The 23,284-nt window shown below is 43.3% G+C and carries 27 protein-coding genes; 21 read left to right on the top strand and 6 right to left on the bottom strand.

What is annotated here, in order from left to right:
* The first annotated feature begins 35 nt into the window (after window positions 1-35).
* From QUA38_RS00825 to QUA38_RS00755, 15 genes are all read left to right on the top strand, one after another.
* Window positions 36-503, top strand: coding sequence for a hypothetical protein (locus QUA38_RS00825; RefSeq protein ID WP_333158335.1), 468 nt, complete (start codon window positions 36-38; stop codon window positions 501-503).
* Window positions 504-668: 165 nt separating this feature from the next.
* Window positions 669-1,511, top strand: coding sequence for a lysozyme inhibitor LprI family protein (locus QUA38_RS00820; RefSeq protein ID WP_333158334.1), 843 nt, complete (start codon window positions 669-671; stop codon window positions 1,509-1,511).
* A 17-nt stretch (window positions 1,512-1,528) separates the two neighbouring features.
* Window positions 1,529-2,092 (top strand): hypothetical protein, encoded by a 564-nt coding sequence (locus tag QUA38_RS00815; RefSeq protein WP_333158332.1) that lies wholly within the window; start codon window positions 1,529-1,531, stop codon window positions 2,090-2,092.
* A gap of 94 nt (window positions 2,093-2,186) precedes the next feature.
* Complete coding sequence (locus QUA38_RS00810) at window positions 2,187-2,807, top strand: hypothetical protein (protein ID WP_333158330.1); 621 nt, start codon at window positions 2,187-2,189, stop codon at window positions 2,805-2,807.
* Between the two features lie 75 nt (window positions 2,808-2,882).
* Window positions 2,883-5,261, top strand: coding sequence for a PPC domain-containing protein (locus QUA38_RS00805; RefSeq protein WP_333158328.1), 2,379 nt, complete (start codon window positions 2,883-2,885; stop codon window positions 5,259-5,261).
* Window positions 5,262-5,266: 5 nt separating this feature from the next.
* Window positions 5,267-5,851, top strand: coding sequence for a hypothetical protein (locus tag QUA38_RS00800; protein WP_333158326.1), 585 nt, complete (start codon window positions 5,267-5,269; stop codon window positions 5,849-5,851).
* A 14-nt stretch (window positions 5,852-5,865) separates the two neighbouring features.
* Window positions 5,866-6,501, top strand: a complete 636-nt coding sequence (locus tag QUA38_RS00795) for a hypothetical protein (RefSeq protein WP_333158324.1) — start codon at window positions 5,866-5,868, stop codon at window positions 6,499-6,501.
* A gap of 27 nt (window positions 6,502-6,528) precedes the next feature.
* Window positions 6,529-6,954 carry a hypothetical protein gene (locus tag QUA38_RS00790; protein ID WP_333158322.1) on the top strand — a complete coding sequence of 142 codons (426 nt, stop codon included), beginning with the start codon at window positions 6,529-6,531 and terminating at the stop codon, window positions 6,952-6,954.
* 198 nt (window positions 6,955-7,152) lie between these two features.
* Window positions 7,153-7,923, top strand: coding sequence for a hypothetical protein (locus QUA38_RS00785; RefSeq protein ID WP_333158320.1), 771 nt, complete (start codon window positions 7,153-7,155; stop codon window positions 7,921-7,923).
* An 81-nt stretch (window positions 7,924-8,004) separates the two neighbouring features.
* Window positions 8,005-8,412 (top strand): hypothetical protein, encoded by a 408-nt coding sequence (locus tag QUA38_RS00780; protein WP_333158318.1) that lies wholly within the window; start codon window positions 8,005-8,007, stop codon window positions 8,410-8,412.
* Window positions 8,413-8,617: 205 nt separating this feature from the next.
* The gene (locus QUA38_RS00775; protein ID WP_333158316.1) at window positions 8,618-9,181 is read left to right on the top strand and encodes a hypothetical protein; all 564 of its coding nucleotides are present in this window, start codon (window positions 8,618-8,620) and stop codon (window positions 9,179-9,181) included.
* Between the two features lie 35 nt (window positions 9,182-9,216).
* Window positions 9,217-10,224 (top strand): hypothetical protein, encoded by a 1,008-nt coding sequence (locus QUA38_RS00770; RefSeq protein WP_333158314.1) that lies wholly within the window; start codon window positions 9,217-9,219, stop codon window positions 10,222-10,224.
* Window positions 10,208-10,828 carry a hypothetical protein gene (locus tag QUA38_RS00765; protein ID WP_333158312.1) on the top strand — a complete coding sequence of 207 codons (621 nt, stop codon included), beginning with the start codon at window positions 10,208-10,210 and terminating at the stop codon, window positions 10,826-10,828. Before QUA38_RS00770 ends, QUA38_RS00765 begins: the two co-directional genes overlap by 17 nt.
* 250 nt (window positions 10,829-11,078) lie before the next feature.
* Window positions 11,079-11,705 (top strand): hypothetical protein, encoded by a 627-nt coding sequence (locus QUA38_RS00760; RefSeq protein ID WP_333158310.1) that lies wholly within the window; start codon window positions 11,079-11,081, stop codon window positions 11,703-11,705.
* A gap of 36 nt (window positions 11,706-11,741) precedes the next feature.
* Complete coding sequence (locus tag QUA38_RS00755) at window positions 11,742-12,314, top strand: hypothetical protein (RefSeq protein WP_333158308.1); 573 nt, start codon at window positions 11,742-11,744, stop codon at window positions 12,312-12,314.
* Between the two features lie 87 nt (window positions 12,315-12,401).
* Here the strand turns inward: QUA38_RS00755 and QUA38_RS00750 are convergent, their stop codons facing one another.
* On the bottom strand, window positions 12,402-13,070 hold the full coding sequence (locus QUA38_RS00750; protein WP_333158306.1) for a hypothetical protein: 669 nt from the start codon (window positions 13,068-13,070) through the stop codon (window positions 12,402-12,404).
* A gap of 159 nt (window positions 13,071-13,229) precedes the next feature.
* Here QUA38_RS00750 and QUA38_RS00745 point away from each other — a divergent pair, with 159 nt between their 5' ends.
* The gene (locus QUA38_RS00745) at window positions 13,230-13,985 is read left to right on the top strand and encodes a tyrosine-type recombinase/integrase (RefSeq protein WP_333158304.1); all 756 of its coding nucleotides are present in this window, start codon (window positions 13,230-13,232) and stop codon (window positions 13,983-13,985) included.
* Window positions 13,986-14,254: 269 nt separating this feature from the next.
* Here the strand turns inward: QUA38_RS00745 and QUA38_RS00740 are convergent, their stop codons facing one another.
* From QUA38_RS00740 to QUA38_RS00730, 3 genes are all read right to left on the bottom strand, one after another.
* Window positions 14,255-14,959: a tyrosine-type recombinase/integrase gene (locus QUA38_RS00740; protein WP_333158302.1), complete on the bottom strand. Its 705-nt coding sequence runs from the start codon at window positions 14,957-14,959 to the stop codon at window positions 14,255-14,257.
* A 6-nt stretch (window positions 14,960-14,965) separates the two neighbouring features.
* Window positions 14,966-15,292, bottom strand: a complete 327-nt coding sequence (locus tag QUA38_RS00735) for a hypothetical protein (protein ID WP_333158300.1) — start codon at window positions 15,290-15,292, stop codon at window positions 14,966-14,968.
* 82 nt (window positions 15,293-15,374) lie between these two features.
* Window positions 15,375-15,635 carry a hypothetical protein gene (locus QUA38_RS00730; RefSeq protein WP_333158299.1) on the bottom strand — a complete coding sequence of 87 codons (261 nt, stop codon included), beginning with the start codon at window positions 15,633-15,635 and terminating at the stop codon, window positions 15,375-15,377.
* A gap of 158 nt (window positions 15,636-15,793) precedes the next feature.
* Between QUA38_RS00730 and QUA38_RS00725 the strand changes: the two genes are divergently transcribed.
* Window positions 15,794-16,084 (top strand): hypothetical protein, encoded by a 291-nt coding sequence (locus QUA38_RS00725; protein WP_333158297.1) that lies wholly within the window; start codon window positions 15,794-15,796, stop codon window positions 16,082-16,084.
* A 122-nt stretch (window positions 16,085-16,206) separates the two neighbouring features.
* Here QUA38_RS00725 and QUA38_RS00720 read toward each other — a convergent pair whose 3' ends face one another.
* A complete protein-coding gene (locus QUA38_RS00720) occupies window positions 16,207-16,551 on the bottom strand; it encodes a DUF2511 domain-containing protein (RefSeq protein WP_333158295.1) in 345 nt (114 codons plus the stop codon).
* A 176-nt stretch (window positions 16,552-16,727) separates the two neighbouring features.
* Between QUA38_RS00720 and QUA38_RS00715 the strand changes: the two genes are divergently transcribed.
* Entirely contained in the window at window positions 16,728-16,901 is a 174-nt protein-coding gene (locus QUA38_RS00715; protein ID WP_333158293.1) for a hypothetical protein, read from the top strand.
* Window positions 16,902-17,011: 110 nt separating this feature from the next.
* The gene (locus tag QUA38_RS00710) at window positions 17,012-17,704 is read left to right on the top strand and encodes a hypothetical protein (protein WP_333158292.1); all 693 of its coding nucleotides are present in this window, start codon (window positions 17,012-17,014) and stop codon (window positions 17,702-17,704) included.
* A 530-nt stretch (window positions 17,705-18,234) separates the two neighbouring features.
* On the opposite strand, the gene QUA38_RS00705 is transcribed toward QUA38_RS00710, so the two are convergent.
* Entirely contained in the window at window positions 18,235-18,987 is a 753-nt protein-coding gene (locus QUA38_RS00705; RefSeq protein ID WP_333158290.1) for a DUF4336 domain-containing protein, read from the bottom strand.
* 358 nt (window positions 18,988-19,345) lie between these two features.
* Here QUA38_RS00705 and QUA38_RS00700 point away from each other — a divergent pair, with 358 nt between their 5' ends.
* The gene (locus QUA38_RS00700; protein ID WP_333158288.1) at window positions 19,346-20,470 is read left to right on the top strand and encodes a GIY-YIG nuclease family protein; all 1,125 of its coding nucleotides are present in this window, start codon (window positions 19,346-19,348) and stop codon (window positions 20,468-20,470) included.
* Window positions 20,471-20,796: 326 nt separating this feature from the next.
* On the top strand, window positions 20,797-23,241 hold the full coding sequence (locus QUA38_RS00695) for a hypothetical protein (RefSeq protein WP_333158286.1): 2,445 nt from the start codon (window positions 20,797-20,799) through the stop codon (window positions 23,239-23,241).
* Window positions 23,242-23,284: the final 43 nt, after the last annotated feature.

The following is a 23,284-nucleotide window of genomic DNA, read 5'->3' as shown; positions in this document are numbered from 1 at the left end:
GCGGTGAAGGTGTTTGAGAAAGCAGGAGGAAAAGCGTGAAAGTGCTCTCGATTTTGAGTTTGATGGTTGGTTTGACGGTGGTGGGCGTTGCTTCAGTATCAGTTTTGGCACAAGGGCAATCGCCCTCGATAAGTCAACGAACACCGACAGAGGGAGATGGTAAACAAACGATTCAAAGTTTACCAGATGGAAAGTACCTTTATGGACGGGTAATCGATCCAAAACAACCAGATATGCGGGTTGTGTTTCGGAAAATAGGAAATACAATTACAGGAATTAAATACAATTTTGGCAAAATTGAGTGTTTTCAAGGAACAACCCAGCGAAATACCATTACTAACACTATATTTCCTAATGCTAGTAGAGATGGCAAGCTATCTTTTGTTGGTGGCGGGTCTAATTTGTTAGGAGAAAATTCTTATCGGCTCAGGCTTGAAGAAGCCCCCGATGAGGTTAGGCGAAGTCTTGAAGGATGTATCAAGGCATTTGACGGTAGAAAGTAGAAGTTATATAGGAACAAGTCGCTCATTTTTGAAAGTCAACATACTGTCGGTCATCCTGCAAACAAGGCATTTTTTAGCAAACAGAGAGGAAAAAGTGTGAAAGGGATCTCGATTTTTAGTTTAATGGCAAGCTTGGCATTTTTAGGGATTGCGTTATCATCGGTTATGGCTCAATATAAACAGGTGATACAAAATCTGCCTAATGAAAAGCAACTTTACGGGCAAGCACGCTCTTCGAGGCAAGTAGCTGTATTGTTTCGTCCCCTTTTACCCAAACTCCAACGGGAAACTAAAGTACCGATTCTATTGCCGAGCGAGTTAGAGTTTTTTTCACAGCTAGGACAGAGCATTTATGTAGAAGGCCGGGGTGAAACAAACGGCTATAAAATCCAGTTAGGCAGGGTTCCAAACTGTCAAAGCGTGACTGCTTGCTTCTTTGGTTATTTCGAGGCAAAGCGAGGCGGCATACCCAATTCTAATGCTGATAAGGAAGTACGTTTAACAAAAGGTATCACGGGATATTTTGTTGAAATGCCGCGTCGCGTATCAGCAATTCAGTGGGTATATAAAGGAGTCCTATACACTGTGCAACTTAAAACAGATGAGGCGACTGTAATTCAAATAGCTAACTCGGCTATCGAGGCAGATTCACCAATTCAGTTATTAGGCCCAAATACAAAAACAGATACATTGTCTTCTTCCAAACCTGCTATTTGTAACCAACCTCAAACCCAAGGTGAATTAAACAATTGTGCTGCTGCTCTTTACCAACAAGCAGATATCCGACTCAATGAAGTCTACAAGCAAGTAATATCGAAGCTGAATCGGCGCGATCGAGAAAAACTAATGGACGAACAATTAGCTTGGATTCAGCGCCGCGATGCTAGTTGCAAAGACCAAGGTAGAATGACACCTGCGGGTAGTGCCTATGCAGGTGCTCGCAATGCTTGTCTTGCCGGCGAGACAGACAAACGCACGGCGGAATTAGAGAAATATTTACCGAAATAAAGGAGCAATAGCAATCGATGCGAAATTTAAACAGTTCAACTAAATTTGTTACCTTACTAATTGCCACAATTGTCCTTTTTGCAGTTTGGATAACATCAGTCAATGCTCAAGTGCAACTAACAGAAAACTCGAAACTAGCACTTAATGGCATCGGGCCGATCCGAGTTGGAATGACAGTCGATGAAGCGTCGCGGGCAGCGGGAGTAAGATTAATAAAAAGTTATGAGCCTTTAAATGAAGAGTTTTGTTCCTATTTTAAGCCACAGGGAGAGCCAAAAGGAATTAATTTGATGGTAGCCAAAGGTCGCATTGTCAGAGTCGATATTAGTAACGAGCGGGTTACTACAATTAAAGGGGCTAAAATTGGAGATACTGAAGAGCAAATTTTTTCTCTATATCCAGGGCAAATTAGAGTTATCAAAAATCCGTTAGGTGGCCCTGGAAACAACTTGACATTTGTGCCGCGAGATGTAGCGGATAACAACTATCGTTTGATTTTTCAGACAAGGAATGACAGACGAGTTAAATATTTCAGATCGGGGCAGCTCCCCCAAGTGGAGTACATAGAAGGCTGTTCGTAATAAAGCAAGTAGTTTGAGTTCGTGTTTTACATATCAGTAGAAAATCAGGAGAAAGTTTATGAAATGGCTATCGCCCTGTAGCTTGATAATCAGCTTGACAATTATAACGATTGGTTCTTTATCAGTTTCCGCACAGTCTCAACGATATCCTACAAATGTAGAGATTCAGCAAATTATTAGAGAATTTCAACAACGAGCGTCCTCGCCAGCTTACTCAAGAGAATGTTGCGGTGGAACGGAAGCGGATACACGCACAGCAGCTCAAAGACAGCCACTAGAATCTTTTGTTAAAGTTTGGTCGCGAGTAGATCCAACAGTTTCACCTTTTCTGGGTTGGTGGACGAACAATGATGGGGATATAGGCGTTTATCCATCAAATGTCAGGGGTCGTGTATGCGTCATTCGGGCTTCTCTCGGACCAAGCTACAAATTTAGTGTAGCTTCTATATCTCGTGGGAAAATTAGCCTCAGTGGCGATTTAACGGGTCGGGTACTTTTGAATCAAAGAACTCCGATCGGCAATACTTTCTTATTGGTAGCTTATGTTGGTAGCGATAACACAGCTAGAGCCGAGCCTGGTTCTGATATTTATACATATCCTCAACTACCGCAAGCACCGACAAAGTTACCGTTATCCAAAACTAACCCGCAAGAAATTTCTCGGGTGATTCGAGAATTTAATGCGGCTGGCTGTACGGTTTCTTTACCAAAATAATGATAGATTTATACTTGTCATCATTAGTAAAAAATGAGGAGAGAGATTGTGAAAAGGAGTTCCCTATTTAGCGTAATGTTTGGCTTGACCGTGTTAGGTGCTGGCTCTAAATCAGTTTTGGCACAAACAAGTATCGCTGTTCCAGCTAGAAATTTCTGCGTTGATTCAGGAATCAATGCATCTAGAGGAGATGCCCTGCAATTTTCAGCAAGCGGTCAAGGAAGTTACGGTAATGAAGGATCGCCTGTGAATAGTACCCTGCTAACTAATCCTGATGGCGACAGGTTTGTGAATCGAGCCAATATCGGTAAAAAGGATGACCCTAATGCTATATATAAAGGTTTTATTGGTGAGCTTGTAGGTAAGGTAGGTGCAAAGGGAAATTATTTTTTTATAGGAGGACGCAATCAACTATCTATGGGTCAGTCGGGAAGGCTATTTCTTGACTATAACGATGTAGCTAATTCCTTCAATAACAATACTAGAGGTGATAAAATCTCTATTGATAGAATATCCGATCCAAATCAACAAAATACAGCAGGGCGGTCGCTCTCTCCAAGCCAACAGGCACAAACAGGAGGATCGCAAGAGTTAACCAGATGTGTGAGATGGTCTAGTTTTAGTCAAGGTTTGACAACGACGAGTGGGGGTAGAGGCGGAATATGGCTGGCATTTAATGAACTTCCTGATGGTTTCAAGCAGGGTTGTATCTTTTTTGAAGACAACAATTCCTTAGATGTGGCGTATGTTTTGAAAGACGGGATAGAACCCAGTGCTGTACTGAGTAATGGCCTCTTCTACGATTATTATGGTGGTGTACCAAGTTTTGGTTTCGGCTATCGTGGTGACGCATCACATTTTCGTGCTCAGCAGTCACGGCAATCATTAGAGGATTTGATGCGTCGTGGTCAAGCACTTCTGATTACTTGGCTTACTCCTACGAATAGTTCAATTCCATATCTAAACTCAATTCCCAGGGGTAGAGCATTTGTTAGAGACGATGGAATGGTTTGCTTTTCTACAGTTTGCATGAAATCGAGTGCAGTATCCAACCAAGAATTAGCTCGGATTTTAGAAGCTGGTCAGAATGTAAATACAGCAGGGCGATCGCCCTCTCCAAATCAACAAACTAACACAGGGCGCTCGCTTCTTCTCCAAGAACAGGGAGTCCTAGCAAGCGGTGATTCTGTATTTCCCTCAGATAATAGCTTATACGATCAATACACATTTCAAGGTACGGCTGGTCAGTCCATCACCGTGACAGTAGAAAGTTCTGATTTTGATACCTACGTGGCAGTCTTTAGTCCAGATGGTAAACTACTAAGAGAAAATGACGACATTAATCAGTCAAGTAAAAATTCTGGTCTGACTGTCACTATACCTAGCAATGGTACTTATCGTGTAATTGTTAATGGTTATGATAATAAAAGCCGGGGCCGGTACGCTTTGAGCGTCAGTACACCTACTCAGCAGAGTGCAACAAATCCAGCGCCATCTCAGAGACAACAGGATGCAGCGGGGCGATCGCCCTCTCCAAGCCAACAGAATACAGGAGAGCGATCGCTTCTTGTAGTTGCGAATCCACAATCAATTCGTGGAGTTAATGTTCCACCTGCTGATAAAAGCCCAAGTCAGTTATTAAGTGGTTATGGTTTTATACTTGACAAACCCAATGCGATTAAACTAAACGATGGAACGGCAGTTTACAGCATAGATGTGTATAACACTGGCTATGCCGATGGTGTAGTGGAAGTTTACGATGCACGGAATAAGTTGATCGAAGTTAGAGGAATTACAGGTATTAGAAATCCAGCCACCAACTTATATGGCTTTCCCATTGAGGGAGCAAACAGGCTTTTCAGGTTATTGACTGAAGGATATGGTTTTACCGATCCGAGGAATGCAATTGGTAGATCGCAAAAGACTGAGATTAGAAACATCGCTATTCCCCCAGGGGGACGCATGATATTCACTAAAAACGGTGAAATAGCCATGAGATATAATCAAGCCACCTTTGCTATCGGAGTTTTATCTGATACTGTCTTACCTAAAATTGTTGACGCTAATAACTTGACTTTTAAATCTAAACTGTTATCATCTCTTTTCACGGAAATACAAAAAGAGCGAGTAGGCAGCTTAATCAAAAATGGAATGTTTCTCACCTTGCAAGATAGTCAAAGAGCTTTTGTCAATCAGAGTTGGATCAATGAGCAAAACGTATCCTACCTAATGGCAACAGGCTCTAAAGTTCTTGCCCAAGAGTTAGCGAAGTCAGGCATCGAACAAACTGTAATCAATCAGTTGGTTCTAGGAAGCAAATTAAATTTTTGGGTAACTGCTGCCGAAACTTTTGCACAAGGCAGTAATATTTTCTTACAGTGGCTTGATTTGGATCGTTCACAAAAGTGGGAACAACAAATTGCGGAACCATTTGGTATTGCAAACAACAAGTAAAAACCATGAAAAGGCGATCGATCTTTAGTTTAATGGTGAGTTGGGGAATCTTAGGGGTTGGAGGATTTATAAAGCCTCAATCTGCAATGGCAGAACCAGCACCTATCTTCAGACCGTTTATCCGGGATATTCAAACTCAACTCCCTAGAAATATGGTGATGCGATTACCCGCCTCTATTCCCTATCGTTCCCTGCCCCCTGCTAATTCTAACAATACACTTTACTCCTATCTTTCTTCGAGAGGTGGTGAGTTGAGTATTCAACTATACTATCGACCTGGGTGTAGAGCAAATGCTTGTTTTGCAGGGGAATTTTCTGCGTCAAACTCAGACACACGCATGGCCGAGTTAGAAAAACAGGCTAAATGGCCGTGTGCTAATGCCGTTTCTGTAAATATCAAATCGGGAATTCAAGGTGTTTACACTAATATCAGATGCGGTGGAAGCGGTGACGGCAGTCAGACTATTTTCTGGAAACAGAACGGTCTAACTTTCTCGGCTCAGTTACGCGCTGCGGCTAACATCAAACAGGAACTGCTTGATGTTGCTACTTCGATGGCTAACGAGCCTCCAATTCAAAGTGCCAAATGAAAATAAGGAGATTTATGAAAGCTCTATCGCCACTCACCATTACAATTAGTTTAGGCATTTTAGCTGCTGTCTCGTTACCAATTATTGCACAACAATCTCAACGATATCCAACTGAGAATGAATTGCAGCAATTAATGAAGGGCTTCCGCAATTTTGTGGCTTCTCCTCCTGAAGGCTCTCGCGGGTTTTACCTTCGAGATCCTCGCAATGCAGCTCAATCGCAGGATTTGAAAGCGTTTGTCAGAGCTTGGTTGCCAGTCAATCCCGATATAGCACCTTTCATCGGTCAATGGACGGCGCTAGAAGAAACTACCAGTATTTACCCTTCAAGTATTAGAGGTCGAGCGTGTATTGTAGAAACTTTTATTCCCCCCAAGCCGGACATCGGGATAAGTTTTGCTGTAGGAACTGTATCTGGCAAATCCATCAAAACCAGTAACTTAACGGTTCTCCTCCAACAGGGCAACTATTTGGGAGTAGCTTTTATCAACACTAGCAACGATCGACCGGGTATCTATGAATACGCTTGGCCCAAACCCCTGACAAATCCTGCTGAATTAGTGCGCGGCGTTCCCCCAGCTAAGAGAAACCAGTTGCTTCAACAATTTAAAGAAGCTGGCTGCACTCACGCCCTGCCACAGCAACGATAAATTTAGCCTGCTAAACCCATTAAAACTATGAAAATCTACTTGACAATTTTGGCTGTTTTTTTACCTGCTTTCTTCACGGGCATTTCTGTTCCCGCACTCGCGGGGAGAATCGAGCCAACACCTGTTTCCTGTTGGTTGTTTCGGGGAGACGAGGTAGATCTCAAGCAAACCTGCATCTACGAGTCGTTTTCTTGGGCAGGAGGGGCAGCAGGCACTCTGCGCTGGGAAGATGGAGTGCGAACAAAACTGACATGGGGATTGCAGGGGCGCGGAGAAAAACCCTGCGCTGATGGCAGCATCGGCGTTGATGGGGTTTGCGGCACAAACTATTTCCGCCAGCCCGCAACTTTAAAACAGATTTCTAACGCAGAGCGGGAAAGCCGCCTGAACAATAACCAGCCGAGCGTAACCTGCGTTCGATTGCGAGATAAATCGATCTGCTGGCTTAGATGAAATCAATCATACAGAAGGTATCCAGCGAGCAAGTCTTTAGTAGCTCTCAAAACATCAAGATAAAGTTTATGAAATATCGATCGCTTTTAGGAATTACGCTCGTTTGCACGGTGTTGGGAGTTGGCTGTCTGACAAAACCCCAAACTGCCCGTCCAAACCATCGTACAATCTTTTTCAGTTTAAAAGGATAGCAAAAATATGGCGAAAGAAAACGTTTTTAAGTTGATGCTGGGTTTAACTATCTTTGTTACTGAAACATTACCTCCGTCAGTACCTCCTAATCCAATGCCAATAATAACGGGTCAATCACCTGTTATCAGCCAGCGTTTTCAATCTCAAGATATTATCTATAAGTTTGATTTTAGGGCTAGCGGTCGGGATTATTTGTTTTTTGCTACCCGGAATAGTGATGGGTCAGTAGCCCTGTATATCTCTCAACCTAACTTTCAACAAGCAAGACCTATAAACAACGTTCAAATCAACAATGGGTTTATCAGAAAAATAATTAAATCTTCTAGCAGCGATTCGATTTTTATGATAACAGTCGCAGAGGCAAATGGTTGGAATCCGCCAATCTTAGCCTACAACCTAAATTTGAGCAACCCCGCTAATCCAGCAGTAAAATCGCTTTCCATATCGCAGCAGACAGGGGTTTTGAAAGATGGCGACCCGGTACTTGCTTCTAACGGCAATTTATACCGCACCCATACTTTTGAAGGTCGAGCCGGTCAATCTGTTACGATTACGCTCCTAAGTCAAAGAGCTTTCGACCATTATGCAGCTATAATAGCTCCAAACGGGAAAAAGATTGCTGAGAGCTATGGCAGTAAAAATGATGAAGCTTCCAAAGATCGCACCTCCGAGCTTAGCATTACCTTGCCCACTGGAGGCAGCTATCGGGTAATTGTCAGCGGCAAAGACCGCAGCAGCCGGGGTGCGTACACTCTGAGCGTTAATTCTAATAATTAGGTAACAACAGCTAGCGATCAAGCGCAATTCACCGAAAACTCGAAACTAGCGCTTAAAGGAATTGGGCCGATTCGAGTCGGGATGACAGTTGATGAAGCTCAAGCTGCTGGAGAGAGGTTGGTCAAAAGCTATGCCGTTCTAAACGAAGAGTTTTGTTCCTATTTTAAGCCGCAGGGAGAGCCGCAAGGAATTAGCTTTATGGTAGCAAAAGGTCGGATTGTGAGAGTAGATGTTAGCAACCCGCGGATTGCTACAATCAAAGGAGCTAAAATCGGAGATACAGAAGCTCAGATTATTGCTTTATACCCCGGGCAAATTAGAACCATCAAAAACCCCATAGGAGGTCCTGGAAAAAACTTGATATTTGTTCCGCGAGATGCGAAAGATAGCAACTACCGCTTGATTTTTGCAACAGGTAATGATAATCGAGCCGAAAGCTTTTTGTCGGGGCAAATCCCTCATGTGGAGTACATAGAAGGTTGTTCGTAAGCTGGCAAGTATTTGGCATTGGGATATTACTTGTCACAAAAATTACTTGCAAACATCGAACAATAAAAATGAGTTTAGGGAATCATGGTCGGGTACGCGATGTTAGGAGGTTACTGTCCAACCAAAACTCAATCTGTAATTGCGGAACCCGCACCTATGTTTAGACCCATTCTTATTACCTGCTTTCTTTAATCGTGAACTAGATATGAATAAAGCATTGACTTCTGTAGCATTCTTACTAACTTCACTTGTTGTGGCATATCCCGCACGAGTAAGTATGGCTCAATCTGAAAAAGTCAGAGATCGAGCTTTAGAAAGAGCCTTTTTGCAGGCTCAAGAGGTGAATAAAGCAACAGCAAATAATAATGTTGCTGCCTACTATGAATATGCTCTCATCGATTTAAATGGTGACAACTTAAGTGATGCTATTGTGTATTTGTCGGGAGGAGCCTTTTGTGGGGGGTCAGGAGGATGTTCTGTCGCTATTTTTCAACGAACGCAGAATGGCTATAGGGAAGTAGGTTTCTACACTTTTGCTATTCGTCCCTTTGGCGTTTTATCTGTCAATTCTAATGGATGGCGAGATATTGTTGTTACGCACTACTCTCCGAGCATTCGTAAAATCTCGTATCAAATTTATCAATTTGATGGAACACGTTATCCGAAGCAAAATTTAGGTGTGCCTACTGCTCATCCTAGCAAGAGTTCTCACCGCGTATTTTTTGATAATCAAAAACAGAATAATCGTTGGTGTTTCAAAGGATGTTAAGAACAGTAAATTATTAGGGAGCTAGGTAAAATTTTATGAAAAACAAATTGTTTTTAAGTTTAACGGTAAGTCTGGCAATTGTCGGTTCCGGAGGATTTGCACCAATCCCTGCAATTGCCGAACCCGATCCTATATTCAAACCCATTATCGGCGAGATTAGAAACAAACTTCCCAGCAACTTACTTTTTCGACCGCCCAGTCGTTTACCTGGAGCTATTACTAGAGAGATGTCTCCCAAATTAACATTTGATGCCAACCAGGAATGGGCTCATTTTGACCTAGAAGACGAGAATTTTTCACCACGCTTTAATAAAAAAGGAAGCAGAGCATACGAGCTAGTGTGTCGGCTTTTCTCAGTGACATCAAGCACTCTTACATCGACATATTATCAACAGAACCAAATAAAGCCAGGTTCGAGGACAACTGCCGTTCAGCTATCGAGAAACCAGCACGGATACCATTTTCAAGGACTTGATTGGAGTAAAGTATCGTGGGTTCAAGACAATATTTATTTTCAATTCTACTCTGCTGTGCCTGCTGGTAAATTAATTGAACTAGCCCGTTCAAGTGTCGCTAATTCTCAGGTAATAAAGGGGCGAACACAAAATGTTACTCAACAACTCAAACCCCAGCTTACAACTTGGAGAGAATTTGTAGAACAAGGTGGTGGACGTCACATCCAAGTTGATTATGACTTACCGCCAGAGTTTAGGAATGGCTATGTTTACTTCAATCAAGGAGCCAGCGTTATTACAGCTTACATTCTCAAGCAAGGTTTATCCAGCTACCCACCTGTAAACGTTGGTGGACTTGGAGAAATTGACGTTGCCAACGGCGATCGGTATGTACGATCGGGCAAAGCAATTGTGTTTTTCTGGAATTTAGGGAACTCTGGGTTAAGATTTGCCAATGACACTCAAGTTAGATTCACCGAAAAAGGAACGGGTTGTTTTAGGACTAACTGCCTAACAGCTCCTTTCATGACTAACGAGCAAATCAGCCACATTTTGCGTTCTAAAAGAAGAATTGAACAAAAAAAATGAGGTAAATATGAAAATGCGCTCGCTGATTAGTTTCATAGTTTGTTTAACCTTTTGGGGGATTGAAGTTTCCCCAACTCCAGCGCAAAATCGTCAATTTTGTAAAAGAGGAGCGCTTGTCAATCCGGCCAGAGAAAGCAAAAAGATTAGAAACCCTGATTTTGGATTTGTGTTTGATATTCCAGCTAACTATACCAGTGAAACAAGTCGCCGTGATAATATCACCTACATACTTTTGTATAACCCTAACGAACAGGAATTAAATGCTTGCTGTAAGAAAAATAGGCAAATAGGTTGTGATGGCTATCCCTCATTGGTCACGGTGAAAATAGAGCCTGCAAAGTCTGACACTCGCCTGCTTCCCGAAGTTCGTGCGAACGAGCGATTTGAAAATATCAAACCAACAACCATTGCCAACCAAAAAGCAGTAGTTTACGTCAAAACGGACGTGACCAATGGCGTTAATACTTTTTTGACAGCTAGTTTCATGGCTCCTAATAGCAAGCACAAGATTACTGTTTCTGCTTTTAGTTACGAATCAACCATTAAACCAATTGATGAACGAGTGTTCCAGAGAGTTATATCCTCATTTGCTTTTGTCAAGTAATTCTCTTCGTGAACTGCATCCAATTACCGCATAAATCAATCTGTTAGCTTAGATCAATAGTCCGGACAGTTTTTATATGGCTGAAGGGCTTATTCTCTAGGACTTTGAGCCACTGTGGATAATTAAATCAATGTCAGCTCCACGCCTGACTTGCATTTAATTGGAATTTATTTATGATCCTTGCCCTGTAAAGCTTGTAGTCTCGTTCCAAAAACTGTCCGGAGTATTGTTAGATGAAACGAGACATAATATGAAACGACCATCATTTTTATTAATCCTGTTTTTTACAGTCATGGGTGTGGGTGGCTTGCCAGCTTTGGCACAAAGCCAGTCTGAACGCTACCCAACTGATGCGGAATTACAGAGAGCGATCGAAGAATTTCGTCGGGACATACCGATTTTACAGCGTTCGAGGCAATTTCGTCAGGCGCCGCTTGTTCCGGCTTTGGAATCCTTCATCAATGCTTGGTCGCAAGTCGATCCAGCAGTAGCGCCCTTTATCGGTACGTGGGCCGGGCAAGAGTATGATTGGAGCATCTACCCATCAAATACCAGAGGTCGTGTTTGCGTTCTTTTCAATCATCCCATGCGCGGCGGTACGGGAAATAATGCTTATTTTAGTTTAGGTTCTGTATCGAACGGTCAACTTCGTATCAAAGGCGAAAGTTTTACCGGTGAAAGTTACAGGCTTTTTATTCGATATAAAAATTATTTGGGCAGCGTATCCGTGCAAAGTAATAAAACTGGTATACAGCCTTTTGTGCACAGGCTTATTCTGATACCGCCAACCAAATTATTCATAGCTAATTCACCGGAAAAGTCTGAGATGGTTCAGCGATTCAATGCGGCTGGCTGTACAGTATCTTTGCCCAAATAATCAAACTAGATATTTTTTACAAAAAGTTATAGTTTTATGCCTAATTTAAAGAGTTTCAAGATTCTTTTTACCTTATTAATCAGTACGATCGTCATCGTTTCTCTGTGGGCAATATCAGTCAACGCTCAAGCGTCGCTAACAGAGAACTCGAAATTAGCAATTAATGGCATTGGGCCGATTCGAGTTGGAATGACAGTTGATGAAGCTTCACGGGCTGCTGGAGTCAAGTTGGTTTTTGTAGCGAGCGGGCCGGATGCGTACAGTTGCTCTTACTTTAAACCACAAGGAGAGCTAAAAGGCATTGCATTTATGGTAACAAAGGGGCGCATTGCCAGAATTGATATTAGCGATAAGCGCATAACTACCATCAGAGGTGCAAAAATCGGGGATAGTGAAGACCGCATTATTTCTCTCTATCCAGGGCAGATTCAAATAACTAAGAATCCTCTCACGGCTCGGCCGGAGGCAAATAGTAAATATTTAACTTTTGTTCCTCTAGATGCTGCTGACAAAAACTACCGGGTAATTTTTCAGACTGCCACAAATCGAGTTGTATATTTTAGGTCGGGTAAACTTCCGGAAGTTGAGTATATAGAAGGCTGTTTGTAGTTAAGTTGTCTGATTTACCTTGCCCAGGAGCTGTTGCGCCAGAGCAGCCAGCCGGGGCTATCTTCACGTTTCCAGATCGCTCTTGACCTATGGGTTTAATCGAAAAGTCGGTTTTCCCCCTACTGGATTTACACCACTTATCAAAATCCCCGAAATCACAGCATTTCTTTGAATTTCTCGACAATCCCCATATTTCCCCAACAAACTATCGCTATTCCTCGACCCAACGGATCTATTCGGATCGAACCTGCACGTAGAGTAAAAGATATCAGGGTAACGATCTATTCTTCCCGGAACTACCAAAATCTCATTCCATCCAGATGTTTTTTTGGCGTTGATAACCAGCGCCCAAGTGTGCAAGAATCTGCCAACTAATTGATAGCCGCTGCTGTTAGCTTGAAAAATCCCAACGTGCAAACCCCCCGAACCGCTCCCAATAGAATTGTTGATGTAAACAAACGCATCAGCTCGACCGTCGCCGTTGATATCCTTCTTGACATACGAGTACGTAACTGGAGATAAATTGTTCAAACTCCACTCTGGGAAATCTCTCTTAATTGCACTGCGGATTGCAGCTTCAAGCTGTCGTTCCGGGCTCGTGGCAAAAGATGCGTATTCGAGCTTGCCTAAAGTCACTCCTCCCACCAAAGGAAAGGGTTCTCTTCTTGCTTGAGCCAGCGTTTTTGCAGGAAAATTGACGATCGTGGCAAACAGCCCTGAAAGGATTGTTGCCACCGCAAAACAAGATAGCTTCATGGGTTTGGTGTATTGCCAAGTTAAATTGATGTAAGTTGCGATGGTTTATGGAAAATTATCGGTTAATTTAAGGCACTTTTACTCAAACAGCTCTGCCAGCGAGCTGGCGATCGCCCCCAACCACCGCCCCGTTAAGAAATCCCCCCTACGGATGCAGTAATGCAGTATTTGCGGCAAACTTTGTGGTATCGGGTCGAGTATACACCAAGCATGAAGATAGAACGGCACGGACAAGCAAAAATCCTTACGCAGGAGGAAATCGAACTGCTGTTCAACAAAGGTTTGCAAACCGCTCGCGATCGCACGTTGTTTGGAGTTTGCCTCTACACCGCCTGCCGCATTGCTGAAGCTTGTTCCCTAATGGTCAAGGATATCTACACGAACAGGGGCACCGTCCGTTCTACAATCAACTTCCGCAAAGCCAACACCAAAGGTCAACTTCAAACCAGGACGATTCCAGTCATTGAAGATTTGCGAAGTCTCCTAACATCTTGGAAACCCAACGCGGGTCAGACTTATTTATTCCCCGGCCGCCACCGTTCGCACCACTGGAAGCATTTGCACCCCGACTCAGCGGACAAGATTTTGAGGGAAGCGTTCGATCGCGCCGACATCGAGGGAGCATCCACCCACAGTTTTAGGAGAACGGCTCTCACCCAGATGAGCAACGCCGGAATTCCGCTGCGGATTATTCAAGAAATCAGCGGTCACAACAACCTCGAACAATTGCAGAAATACTTAGAGGTGAAGCCGGATCAAGTCAAAGGAGCGATCGCCTCTTTATCGATGCTTTCCTACACCGGAAAAGATACATTTCCCGGTGTAGAGGATGAATTGTCTGCTGTGCCGTTACCAAGAGAGCAACTGTCACAAGACCTATCAGACGACGCGGCCCAAGAAATTCCTGATTGGTGACGATCGCTTTCTCCCCGAAGCCAGAAGCGATCGACCCTTATATTTGTGAGAATCCTTAATTATGTGGAGCAAGTGCATCTACAAAATACGGTCTTGCTCTTTTGGCGACGAACTGACGGGGATTCATGAAGTGGCGCGGGGAAAAACTAACCTTGCTTGTCTCTATTGCGGTGCGCTTGCTTCCCAAGCTGCGTTGTTCAAACAAATCCAAGAACCTTTGCTGCTGAGCGAGGCGGGGGAGATAAATGATGGAAAAACGGTCACTTTCCTCAACTTATGGAACAGCTCGAAGTTTTACCCAATCCCAAACCAGCGGTGCCAGCACTCCTTCTCGACTCGTGATCAGTGCTAAAGCCTTGCAGCGATGGAAGCAGCGAATATTCAACTACTAACAATTCATCTCTTTGGTCGCGGCCACGATTATCGTCATACACCATCAGAGTGTTTAAATTCTTGTGGCTGCTGAGTTTCTGAACTTTCCTTACATCCCCGTCTGTTACATCCAGCGCCGCCGTGATGGCTGAATGTCTGATGCGGTGAGGTGACATTTGCTTACCAATACCAGCACTTTCGCTGTGACGGACAATAATTTTTCTGAGGCCGCCGCCTGTCAGCCGATGACCTGTATTCGCAAAATCAAGCGCCGTAAACAGGGAAGCATCTTGAGAGGAATTGCCGCCCCTGGCGTCTAACCAGTCGGCGATCGCATGAACAGTTGCCAGCCCCAAATCGATCGTCTCAGCTTGCGTCCCGCGTCCCTTGCCTAAAATTTTCAGAGTTTTAGTGGTTGGGTCAAAATCACGAACTGATAACTGGCTGATTTCATTCCTTCGCAGCGCATTACCCCACAGCAGTCTAAGCAAAACATAATCTCGCTTGCCAGCCAGACTTGCCCGATCGCACTGCTGCAAAATTCGCTCAAAAGAACGAACACTAAGGCAAAAAGGGGCCCCATCTAGAAACGGATGGGGCAACTGGGATTAGAGATTGAAAGGCACTCCCCTGACAAGATAAAATTCCACCGGCACTCCTGACTGGGCAACTGCTGCTAATCGGTAATAGCCATCAATGATTTTGTAATTTTCAGAGAAAATCAGTATCGAGCCAGCTTTCCACTCGCCATCTCGCATTGTCTGGGCATAATCTTCAATCACAGCCTGATCAATCTCCCGTTCCTGTTCCAGTCCAAAACAGAGGTATCCTTTGGCCATCTCAGGAGTAATGGTGACAGGAATCAATTCGCTTCTGTGGCCATCCGGGCTAGCAGAGCGGATAAGGGATTCGAGGTCGTCGTTGCTGTTGTTCATGGGCTTAGTCCTTTTAATTATCACTCTTCTCAAGAAGTTTAAAAAACCCCATCCAGAAAAAGCGGATGGGGTGCGATCTGGTCTAGGCGACTTTCAATATTTTCAATTGCGCGAGCACCGCCGACTGATTCTCAGCTTCCAGCACGATCGCCGGTATGTTTTCCCCCGCCCTTGGGTTTAGCTTCCGTGCCAGAACCGCCGCATGGAATTGAAAGTGGTCGCTAACAACTTTGTAGTTATCGCCGTCCTGTGCCAGCACCGGGGGAGAGCAAAAACCGCCAATCGCCAAACTGAGCTCCCCAGCAATTTCTAATTCGTTCGGGTCAAAGTGGCAGGCAGGCACGTCGGACGTGATGCTTTACCGGGATGATCTAGAGCATCAATTTCTTGGGTGGCTGCACCCGTCCCCGGCCGTTATCTCCACGGTTGGGGGGATTCTTCGCCGTTTGTCCCGATCGCGATCGTACCCATGACGAACCGTTCAGGCGGCAATTAGACTCGATGCCGACAGAGAATCAGCAGGACTACGATCAGCTTTTAGAATCGAGTTCTACAACGATCGACAATCAGCGCAAGGTGGTAGCACTATTGCAATCCCGGCTTAGAGAAGAGCGTGAAGAACGGGAGAAGCTTGAAGCGCAACTGGCAGAACTGGAACAAAATCCAGTATCAGTGATCGACCTACCGGAGCCGCCTGACTTGCTCAACCAGTTAAAGGGCAAGCGGAAAAAATCAAAGGTGGAGTTGCCGGACGTGGAGACAATGCTGGAGATTTTGGAGGAAAATTTGTAAAGTTTGTATAAAACTGGCTGATGCGGATAATTCCGTGATAGGCAGCGGGGAATCGTAACGGTCGATCGTCCCTAAAACAAAAAACCCCCGACGGATGCCGGAGGGTTTTTTCACGATTAAATTTACGGACAGAGCTTCATTCCTTTGTCTGCCAACACTTCAATATTTTTTTTAGCACGTGGATTAGTTGGGTCAGGTTTCTGGATTGAATCAATCTCCAAAAAATGTCCCACACTCTTAGCGTTACCGTTCACCCCGTATTTCTTGCCATCGGGAGCGATAAAAGTAACCACTGGTCGTGGATCTCCACGTGGACCTGTATAAACAACGCACAATAATCTTCCCCTTGGCACTGTTAAAGGCCAACCCTCACCGAATTCCTCTTGGGAAACAGGCGAACCCTTGTAAATATCGCAGCCCGCACCCAACAGCAGCAGAGCCATTACTATGCCCTTCTTCCAACTCATTGGACTTACCCCACAACTCTTCTTGGTTTCTTAAGTCTCGCATGAGCTAGCAGAGGTGTTATTACTCAATAAACCGTTTTTGAAAGTTTACGCCAACATCCGCAACAAAAAACCCTCCGGCACAAGGTCGGGGAGCTTTTAATGAAGGGTAATTAGTAATTAGTAATTGGCAACGGATGCCCCAATTAGTGCAGTATAGTGGCTCTGGAGCTTGGGCGATCGGTAACTTGATCGAACTACCAGAGGCAGCAGACTTGCTCAACCAGTTGAAAGCGCGGCGTAAAAAGTCGAGAGCTGACTTGGGGGACGTTGCGAAAATTTTAGAATTTTTGGGAGGCGAGGATAGATGAATTAAGATAGTTTACACAATGGAGGCGGGATAGCCCTCCTCGGGCTAATTTTAAAACGAAAAAGCACCGATTTGTTTACGCAAAAAATAGTAAATTAAGTAGAAAAAAAAATGGATAGTAAATTTTCTTTGTGGCTTTGTTATGTCCACTTATTGGTTTGGGATTCAGATAAAAATTCTTATCAGTGGGATTTTGTCTATTGCTCACTACCCGCACAAACCTATCATGACTTAGTGAGTTTCCAGAATGAAAATTTAAAAATAATTGCTATTTTTAATTTTCATCCTATGAATTATTGTGCTATTGCAGAGATTGATGAACCTGAACACATTAAAGCCTCAATAAAAGTTTTAATAGTTGGAGATAATTGGTTGAATTTTTCCGTAATGGTTAGACGGTTTATTATAAAATTTAATTTGGTTGCATATAATGGATTTGATATAAAAACCACAATGCAAATCGCAGTTAATAAGCAAGTGGATATCATTATTGTTAATACAGCTTATTCGGATATATACCATGATAAGCAAGTGAATGGGGTAGAGATTGCCACAATGCTTAAAATTAACCCGGAAACCGCACAAATTCCCGTTATTTTAAAACTGGGTGGTCAAATCATGGTGGGTGACCGGGAAAGATACTTCGCACAAAGTGGTGCGAATGATGCCATTCGACTACAGCCTGAGAGTGAGAGTTGGGAACTCCTTGTCCAAAAAATAAAAGATAACCTGTCTACGAACGATTCTAACCAAAATACGGCAATTAATTTAAAAAATAAAGTTAGCTCTTACCAACCATTTTAAAAACAAAAAAAATTAATATTAGATTTTATAGAGTTAAAAGTATTACAATCTATAATTATAACTGGTCGCTCTGTTTATTTAATTTTTGAATTTTTAGAACGCTTAAACCCATTTAGAAAGAAATACAAATAATTAACACCAAGCATCTCATAATTTACATTACAATTAAAGTAGAATGTGAGGTTAAATTTATGGCAATTGCTGGAGTAGTTCGATCGCCCGATTGCCCCTAAAACAAAAAGCCCCCGACGGAAATGTCAGAGGGCTTTTTTTACACGATGGGTAATTTGCAATTGGTAATTGGCAATGAGTCTTTGCCAATTACCAACACTATAAACGGCTTCAGGAGTTTTGGCGATCGGTTGGGTTGGTAGGTAGCTCAATCTTTCCCATAGGGTTTTAGCTCATTGTCTAGTTCGGCAGCATAGGCAACGGCAAAAGTGAGCGACGGTAGATACGAGTGAAACTAAGCATGAGATCCTTTACACTATCGGCTTCATTGAAAGTGTTAGCTTGCTGTCGTCTAAACGTTATTCAAGCCAGCGAAAAGCACGCCGTAACTCAGCAGTACCGTTATTCTCATACCAACGACCGTGGGATAGGATAACTTTTTCAGGGTTCCACTGAAGTATTCGCTGTAAGCAGCTACGTGCCTGTTCCTTTCTCCCGATAAATGTCATTCGCAAATCCAATGGGAGTTTTCCATCCGGATCAGCAACACCCCCTAATTTAAGTAGCCAATGCAACTGCTGACTCACTTTATTTAGTTCAAAGTTTTCGATGAGATCGGCAAGGATGAGAGTGGCGCTCTTGCGGTGGAAAAAGACGACTTCTTCCATAAATCGACCGCCACGAAAGATTAACTGATCTAGGTCTGCTACCCACTGAGGTGGTGGTTCATCTTCCAAGTCAACATCAAAATCCACTGCAATTTTCTGCTGCGCGGCACGATCGCGAACACCTGGAGATGCCCATGCTATAGCTTCTGAATAGGCGTTAGTCCAAGCACCGATATGGGCGTAATGAATTTTGTTGGGCGAAATGAGGTGGCGCAGTGAACCGAGGGAGTCAATTTGAGCTTTCAGTTCTGGAGTCAATTCTGTTGGTGAATGGCACCATAGGTCACCAGTGCTCAGTCGCACAATCGTCATTCGGGTTGGGAAGGGAACCAAAGCTCCATACATTGCCATCTGCACGATGGAACCATCTACGATCCAAATATCTTCGTCAACCTGTTTCAGAAGGTTGATTGGTTCATAAAGTGCGATTGCGTCGTTGCTCATAGCTATGAAAGGAAGGTAAAGGCTTACTGCTCTAGCGTGGGGTATAAAAGTAGGCTAGCAGTGCCCATCACCTGCCGCAAGTAACGTCTGTATCAAATCGATTATCTGTTGGTAGGCAGTGTGCCTGGGCGTTGTTAGCTTGTGTCTTCCTTGCTAAAGCACTCGCAATTTTTAAATTGAAAGATGCAAAAGCTGACGATCGCCCGACCTGACGACTGGCATCTGCATCTACTTTACTTGTGCTCTCGCTCTCGCTTTTGTTTTTGTACCCGAGCTACCCAGACATCAATCCGTGCTTTTGACGCAGCTATCGCCTCGGCGCGATCGGCAGCCTCCCCGACTACCCGGAAGTAATATTTTGAGTACATTAACTCTCACGCTGCGCCGGTTGACACTCGCGCATCAAGAGCATCGAATGCCGATCGCTTTCTTTCCCAAGGCAGAAGCCCTAACCCCTGGATTTGTTAAAATCGTTGGTCATGTGGAGCGGGTGCATCTACAAAACCTGCTTTTAGGAGAACTTTTGACAATGTGGCTAAAATTTGGTGTTGCTCTCAGTGGCGAACTGACGGGCATTGATGAGGTTGTGCGCGGAAAAACTCAGCTAACTTGTCTCTACTGCGGTGGCGGATTGACAGCGAAAAAGGGGTCAGTGAAAGAACATCACTTCGCGCACACCGAGGAGACTTGCAAGCCCGTGTCGCAGCGGATTAAAACCAAAGCTTTCCCCGCGCTGCCCCTCTACGATAATTTCAACATCCAGCTTAAGGGTGAGGAATTGGAGCAATTGAAAGTGCTGTGGAAAGAGTACGGGGCCCAAAAGCGATCGATTCCCAAAGACTTGGTAAACTTTCGGTGGGAACTCAAAGGATTGGTGGAGTCAGTTGGCGATCGCACTTATCACTTTACCGACCTCGGCAAAATCCCCGTCGGCGCGCTTCCCCTGGCGCTGTTCAACAAAGTCCAGGAACCGCTGCTGCTGTCGGAGCTGGCTTCGTTAGAAGGCTCTGTAGAAATTGCTGAAGCTGCGGGGTTATCTTGTTTGGAAGAGCGACGGGCTGATTTGCTGATTTATCGAGCGCAGCTTCGTCGGATTTTGGTGAACGCGCTCTATTTCCTTGAGGTGAAAGCGGACGGTCACTGCTTCTATAAAATTGGAATTACAACTCGATCGATCGAGGAACGCATCGCCGAGGTGCAGCGGGATGTCAGAGCGCATTACTCGGATGTTGCGGTCAATTTGCTGGGATTGTGGGAACACCGGGGGAATGTAGAGCTGTACTTCAAACACCGCTACAAAGCGTTTAATTACCGCATTGGCAAGCTGACGGAGTATTTTGCGTTTCCGAACGTCAAGGCGGTGCTGAATGATTTGTACGGGATGGAAGCCAAAGTGTTGAGTGAAACAGAGACAAATCTAGGGGACGGATTACACCGCGACCGCCCTGACTCAAAACATGAGTATAAATCCTCGTCATTTTGACATCTTTATCTCCTAAGAATTCTTAAACTGTAGGGTATTACCGCAAATCCCGGACACTGGAAAATTATATAAATATTCCCGGTTCTAATTTGACAGAACACAAAATATGCGGTAGTTTGAGTTTATATCATATGTTAAGTCAGCCTTTGCAAATTAACGCTTAGTTGAGGCTTTAAATTATCCGTGAGTCCTGGAGATTAACCTTACCTGTCACGGATTGAACTCAAGCCATGATATTATGTCATAGTAATGAATGCAAAGCTTGCAGAATAACTAAGTTACATTCTACCCTGCTCAGTCTAATACTTTCTCGCAAGTTCGTGTTTATGAATGTTGACACAGCAAAAGAACGGTTCGATAGCTTATGCCAAGAGTTGAATGTTAGTAATCCCCCGCTTGAGACGGAGCAAGATGCACGACTTCATATTATTGACCGCATATTGATTGAGGTTTTAGGTTGGGATAGGCAAGGAATACGGACTGAGCCTCATACAGAATCTGGTTACATTGATTATTTACTATCTGCTGGAGGGCGTAACAGGCTTGTAGTGGAAGCTAAGCGTACCTCTAATCTATTGATTGATACTCGCCAACCGCGTATGGCTTGGTATAAAGTTAGTGGTTCAGCACTCCAGTCCGCAGTTAAAGGGTTGGAACAAGCAAAAGGTTATTGTGCAGACACGGCTGTTTTATTCTCAGCGTTGACTACCGGGATTGAGTGGATTGGATTTTGGGCGGTTCGCACGGACGGAGTACCTCCCAAAGAAGGCAAAGCGGTAGTATTCCCAAGTTTGCAAGCCATTGAGCAAAATTTTGCAGTATTTTATGACCTGTTTTCCCCAGAAGGAATGCTTGAAAATTTATATCAAGTCCATGTTCACGAAGCAGAAGGTTTGCAGGTTAGTCAAAATGATAATTTTGAAGCAGTTACCGGCTTATCTGAGAGATGCTTGCTTCAAAAATCACCCTTACTAAGAGATTTAGAAAATATTTACCGCAATTTTTTTAGCACTATTTCAGGCGACGATTCTGATATGCTTGAGAAATGCTTTGTAGAATCAAAAGAGAGTCGTGCGGCTGATGAAAGCTTGGATAAGATTACAAGACACTTATTGAATACAATTGATATTGTTAAGTCAGAACGAGGTATGGAGCTAGAAGATGAAATTCGGAGTGCCATAGAACTACAAAAAGGTGAGTTTGTTTTAATCATAGGAAACAAAGGCGCAGGAAAATCGACATTTATTAACAGATTTTTTAAACTGGTTTTAGATAAGCAACTTCGTAATAATTGCTTGGTTCTTCGCGTTGATTTAGCAAATTCTGATGGAAATCAAGCTACAATTTCAGATTGGCTAACCGATAAATTAAAAGTCGAATTAGAGATAAACCTTTTTAAAGATGGTTATCCTACTTATGATAACCTTCAGGGAATTTTCTTTTCTGAATATAAGCGATGGAGTGATGGAGAGTACAAGCCCCTCTATCAAAGAGATAAGGAGGCTTTCAAAGAAAAATTTGGCGGATTAATCAGTGATTTTATAGCAAAAGCCCCCCATGAGTATGTTAGAAAACTGCTTAAAGACTCAATTTTTTCTAGAAAATTAATGCCTTGTATTGTTTTTGACAATACTGACCATTTTCCACAATCTTTCCAAGAGTCCGTCTTTCAATTTGCACAATCAATTTATAGAGAATGCTTTTCGTTTATTATTTGTCCTATAACCGATCGCACAGTTTGGCAGCTTTCAAAATCAGGTCCACTTCAATCTTACGATCACCGAGACTTTTATTTGCCAGTACCTTCAACAAAAGAAGTTCTTACCAAGCGTGTTGAATTTATTAAGGAAAAGGCTCAAGAAAATGCTGAGACTAGCAAAGAATATTTCACAAAAAAAGGAATTCGTCTATCGATCCCAGATGTTAAAGCATTTGCTTTGTCTATAGAAGCAATATTTGTCAAGGAAGATTATGTAGGACGTATGGTTGGATGGCTTGCCAACTTTGATATTCGTAGAGGGCTTCAAATTGCCCAAAAAATTATTACTTCACCGATTATAGATGTTTCGGAATTGGTTAAAGCTTATGCTATTGGTGAAGAATTCCGCCCACAAGGCGTAAATATTAAAAAGGCTCTTTTGCTAGGAGACTATAATCATTTCTATCAAAAAGATAGCAGTTTTATTTTAAATTTATTCGATATTGGCTCCAATACTGCCACAAGTCCCTTACTTCGATTATCAGTTCTTCGCCTATTGATAGATGCTTATTCTGAGACTGTAGAGCAAGAAAAAATCTACCGATCTGTGGAAGACATTCTAAATTATTTTGAGCCTACTATGGTAAGTCGAACTCTTGTAAAAGAAAATCTTAAGGCTCTTCTTGACTACCGCCTTATTGAACCTTACGACCCAACAGATACGAATATTTATGAGTCCCAAAGGGTGAAAATAACTCATTGTGGACGTATTCATTACGAGTTGGTTACTGACGATAAAGAGAGTGTATATATGAGTGAGATGGCATTGATGACTCCTGTTGTCAGCCAAGAATATATTTTGAAGAGCAGACAATTATTAAGAGAAAGTGAAAACTTAAACGCTCAAGATTTGCAAAGGAGTATCAATGCTCAAAAAATTGTCAGGTGGTTTGTTGAATACTGCCTGGAGCAAGATAAGCTTTATATCTCACTCCCAAAATCTAGCTCTTATCAAAGTCAAAAAAAGTTGAGGGAGATTCTCTTTAAAAATTTGGATAGAGAAGTAAATTGAAGCTTAATTTTAGTCTCAATAGCCCGCCTCGCTACCGCACCCG

Source organism: Microcoleus sp. Pol12B4 (assembly GCF_036701385.1).
In the GTDB taxonomy this organism is placed as follows: domain Bacteria; phylum Cyanobacteriota; class Cyanobacteriia; order Cyanobacteriales; family Microcoleaceae; genus Microcoleus.
This window is presented reverse-complemented; position numbering and strand designations above follow the sequence as displayed.

Bases quoted from the DNA above. Each gene is read 5' to 3' on its own strand.
- QUA38_RS00760 (WP_333158310.1), top strand. From the start codon at position 11,079: ATGAAACGACCATCATTTTTATTAATCCTGTTTTTTACAGTCATGGGT.
- QUA38_RS00770 (WP_333158314.1), top strand. From the start codon at position 9,217: ATGAAAAACAAATTGTTTTTAAGTTTAACGGTAAGTCTGGCAATTGTC.
- QUA38_RS00710 (WP_333158292.1), top strand. From the start codon at position 17,012: ATGGATAGTAAATTTTCTTTGTGGCTTTGTTATGTCCACTTATTGGTT.
- QUA38_RS00780 (WP_333158318.1), top strand. From the start codon at position 8,005: ATGACAGTTGATGAAGCTCAAGCTGCTGGAGAGAGGTTGGTCAAAAGC.
- QUA38_RS00695 (WP_333158286.1), top strand. From the start codon at position 20,797: ATGAATGTTGACACAGCAAAAGAACGGTTCGATAGCTTATGCCAAGAG.
- QUA38_RS00795 (WP_333158324.1), top strand. From the start codon at position 5,866: ATGAAAGCTCTATCGCCACTCACCATTACAATTAGTTTAGGCATTTTA.
- QUA38_RS00775 (WP_333158316.1), top strand. From the start codon at position 8,618: ATGAATAAAGCATTGACTTCTGTAGCATTCTTACTAACTTCACTTGTT.
- QUA38_RS00800 (WP_333158326.1), top strand. From the start codon at position 5,267: ATGAAAAGGCGATCGATCTTTAGTTTAATGGTGAGTTGGGGAATCTTA.
- QUA38_RS00720 (WP_333158295.1), bottom strand. From the start codon at position 16,551: ATGAGTTGGAAGAAGGGCATAGTAATGGCTCTGCTGCTGTTGGGTGCG.
- QUA38_RS00815 (WP_333158332.1), top strand. From the start codon at position 1,529: ATGCGAAATTTAAACAGTTCAACTAAATTTGTTACCTTACTAATTGCC.
- QUA38_RS00755 (WP_333158308.1), top strand. From the start codon at position 11,742: ATGCCTAATTTAAAGAGTTTCAAGATTCTTTTTACCTTATTAATCAGT.
- QUA38_RS00750 (WP_333158306.1), bottom strand. From the start codon at position 13,070: ATGAAGCTATCTTGTTTTGCGGTGGCAACAATCCTTTCAGGGCTGTTT.
- QUA38_RS00785 (WP_333158320.1), top strand. From the start codon at position 7,153: ATGGCGAAAGAAAACGTTTTTAAGTTGATGCTGGGTTTAACTATCTTT.
- QUA38_RS00805 (WP_333158328.1), top strand. From the start codon at position 2,883: ATGTTTGGCTTGACCGTGTTAGGTGCTGGCTCTAAATCAGTTTTGGCA.
- QUA38_RS00725 (WP_333158297.1), top strand. From the start codon at position 15,794: ATGCCGACAGAGAATCAGCAGGACTACGATCAGCTTTTAGAATCGAGT.
- QUA38_RS00790 (WP_333158322.1), top strand. From the start codon at position 6,529: ATGAAAATCTACTTGACAATTTTGGCTGTTTTTTTACCTGCTTTCTTC.
- QUA38_RS00745 (WP_333158304.1), top strand. From the start codon at position 13,230: ATGCAGTATTTGCGGCAAACTTTGTGGTATCGGGTCGAGTATACACCA.
- QUA38_RS00715 (WP_333158293.1), top strand. From the start codon at position 16,728: ATGCCCCAATTAGTGCAGTATAGTGGCTCTGGAGCTTGGGCGATCGGT.
- QUA38_RS00735 (WP_333158300.1), bottom strand. From the start codon at position 15,292: ATGAACAACAGCAACGACGACCTCGAATCCCTTATCCGCTCTGCTAGC.
- QUA38_RS00820 (WP_333158334.1), top strand. From the start codon at position 669: ATGGCTCAATATAAACAGGTGATACAAAATCTGCCTAATGAAAAGCAA.
- QUA38_RS00705 (WP_333158290.1), bottom strand. From the start codon at position 18,987: ATGAGCAACGACGCAATCGCACTTTATGAACCAATCAACCTTCTGAAA.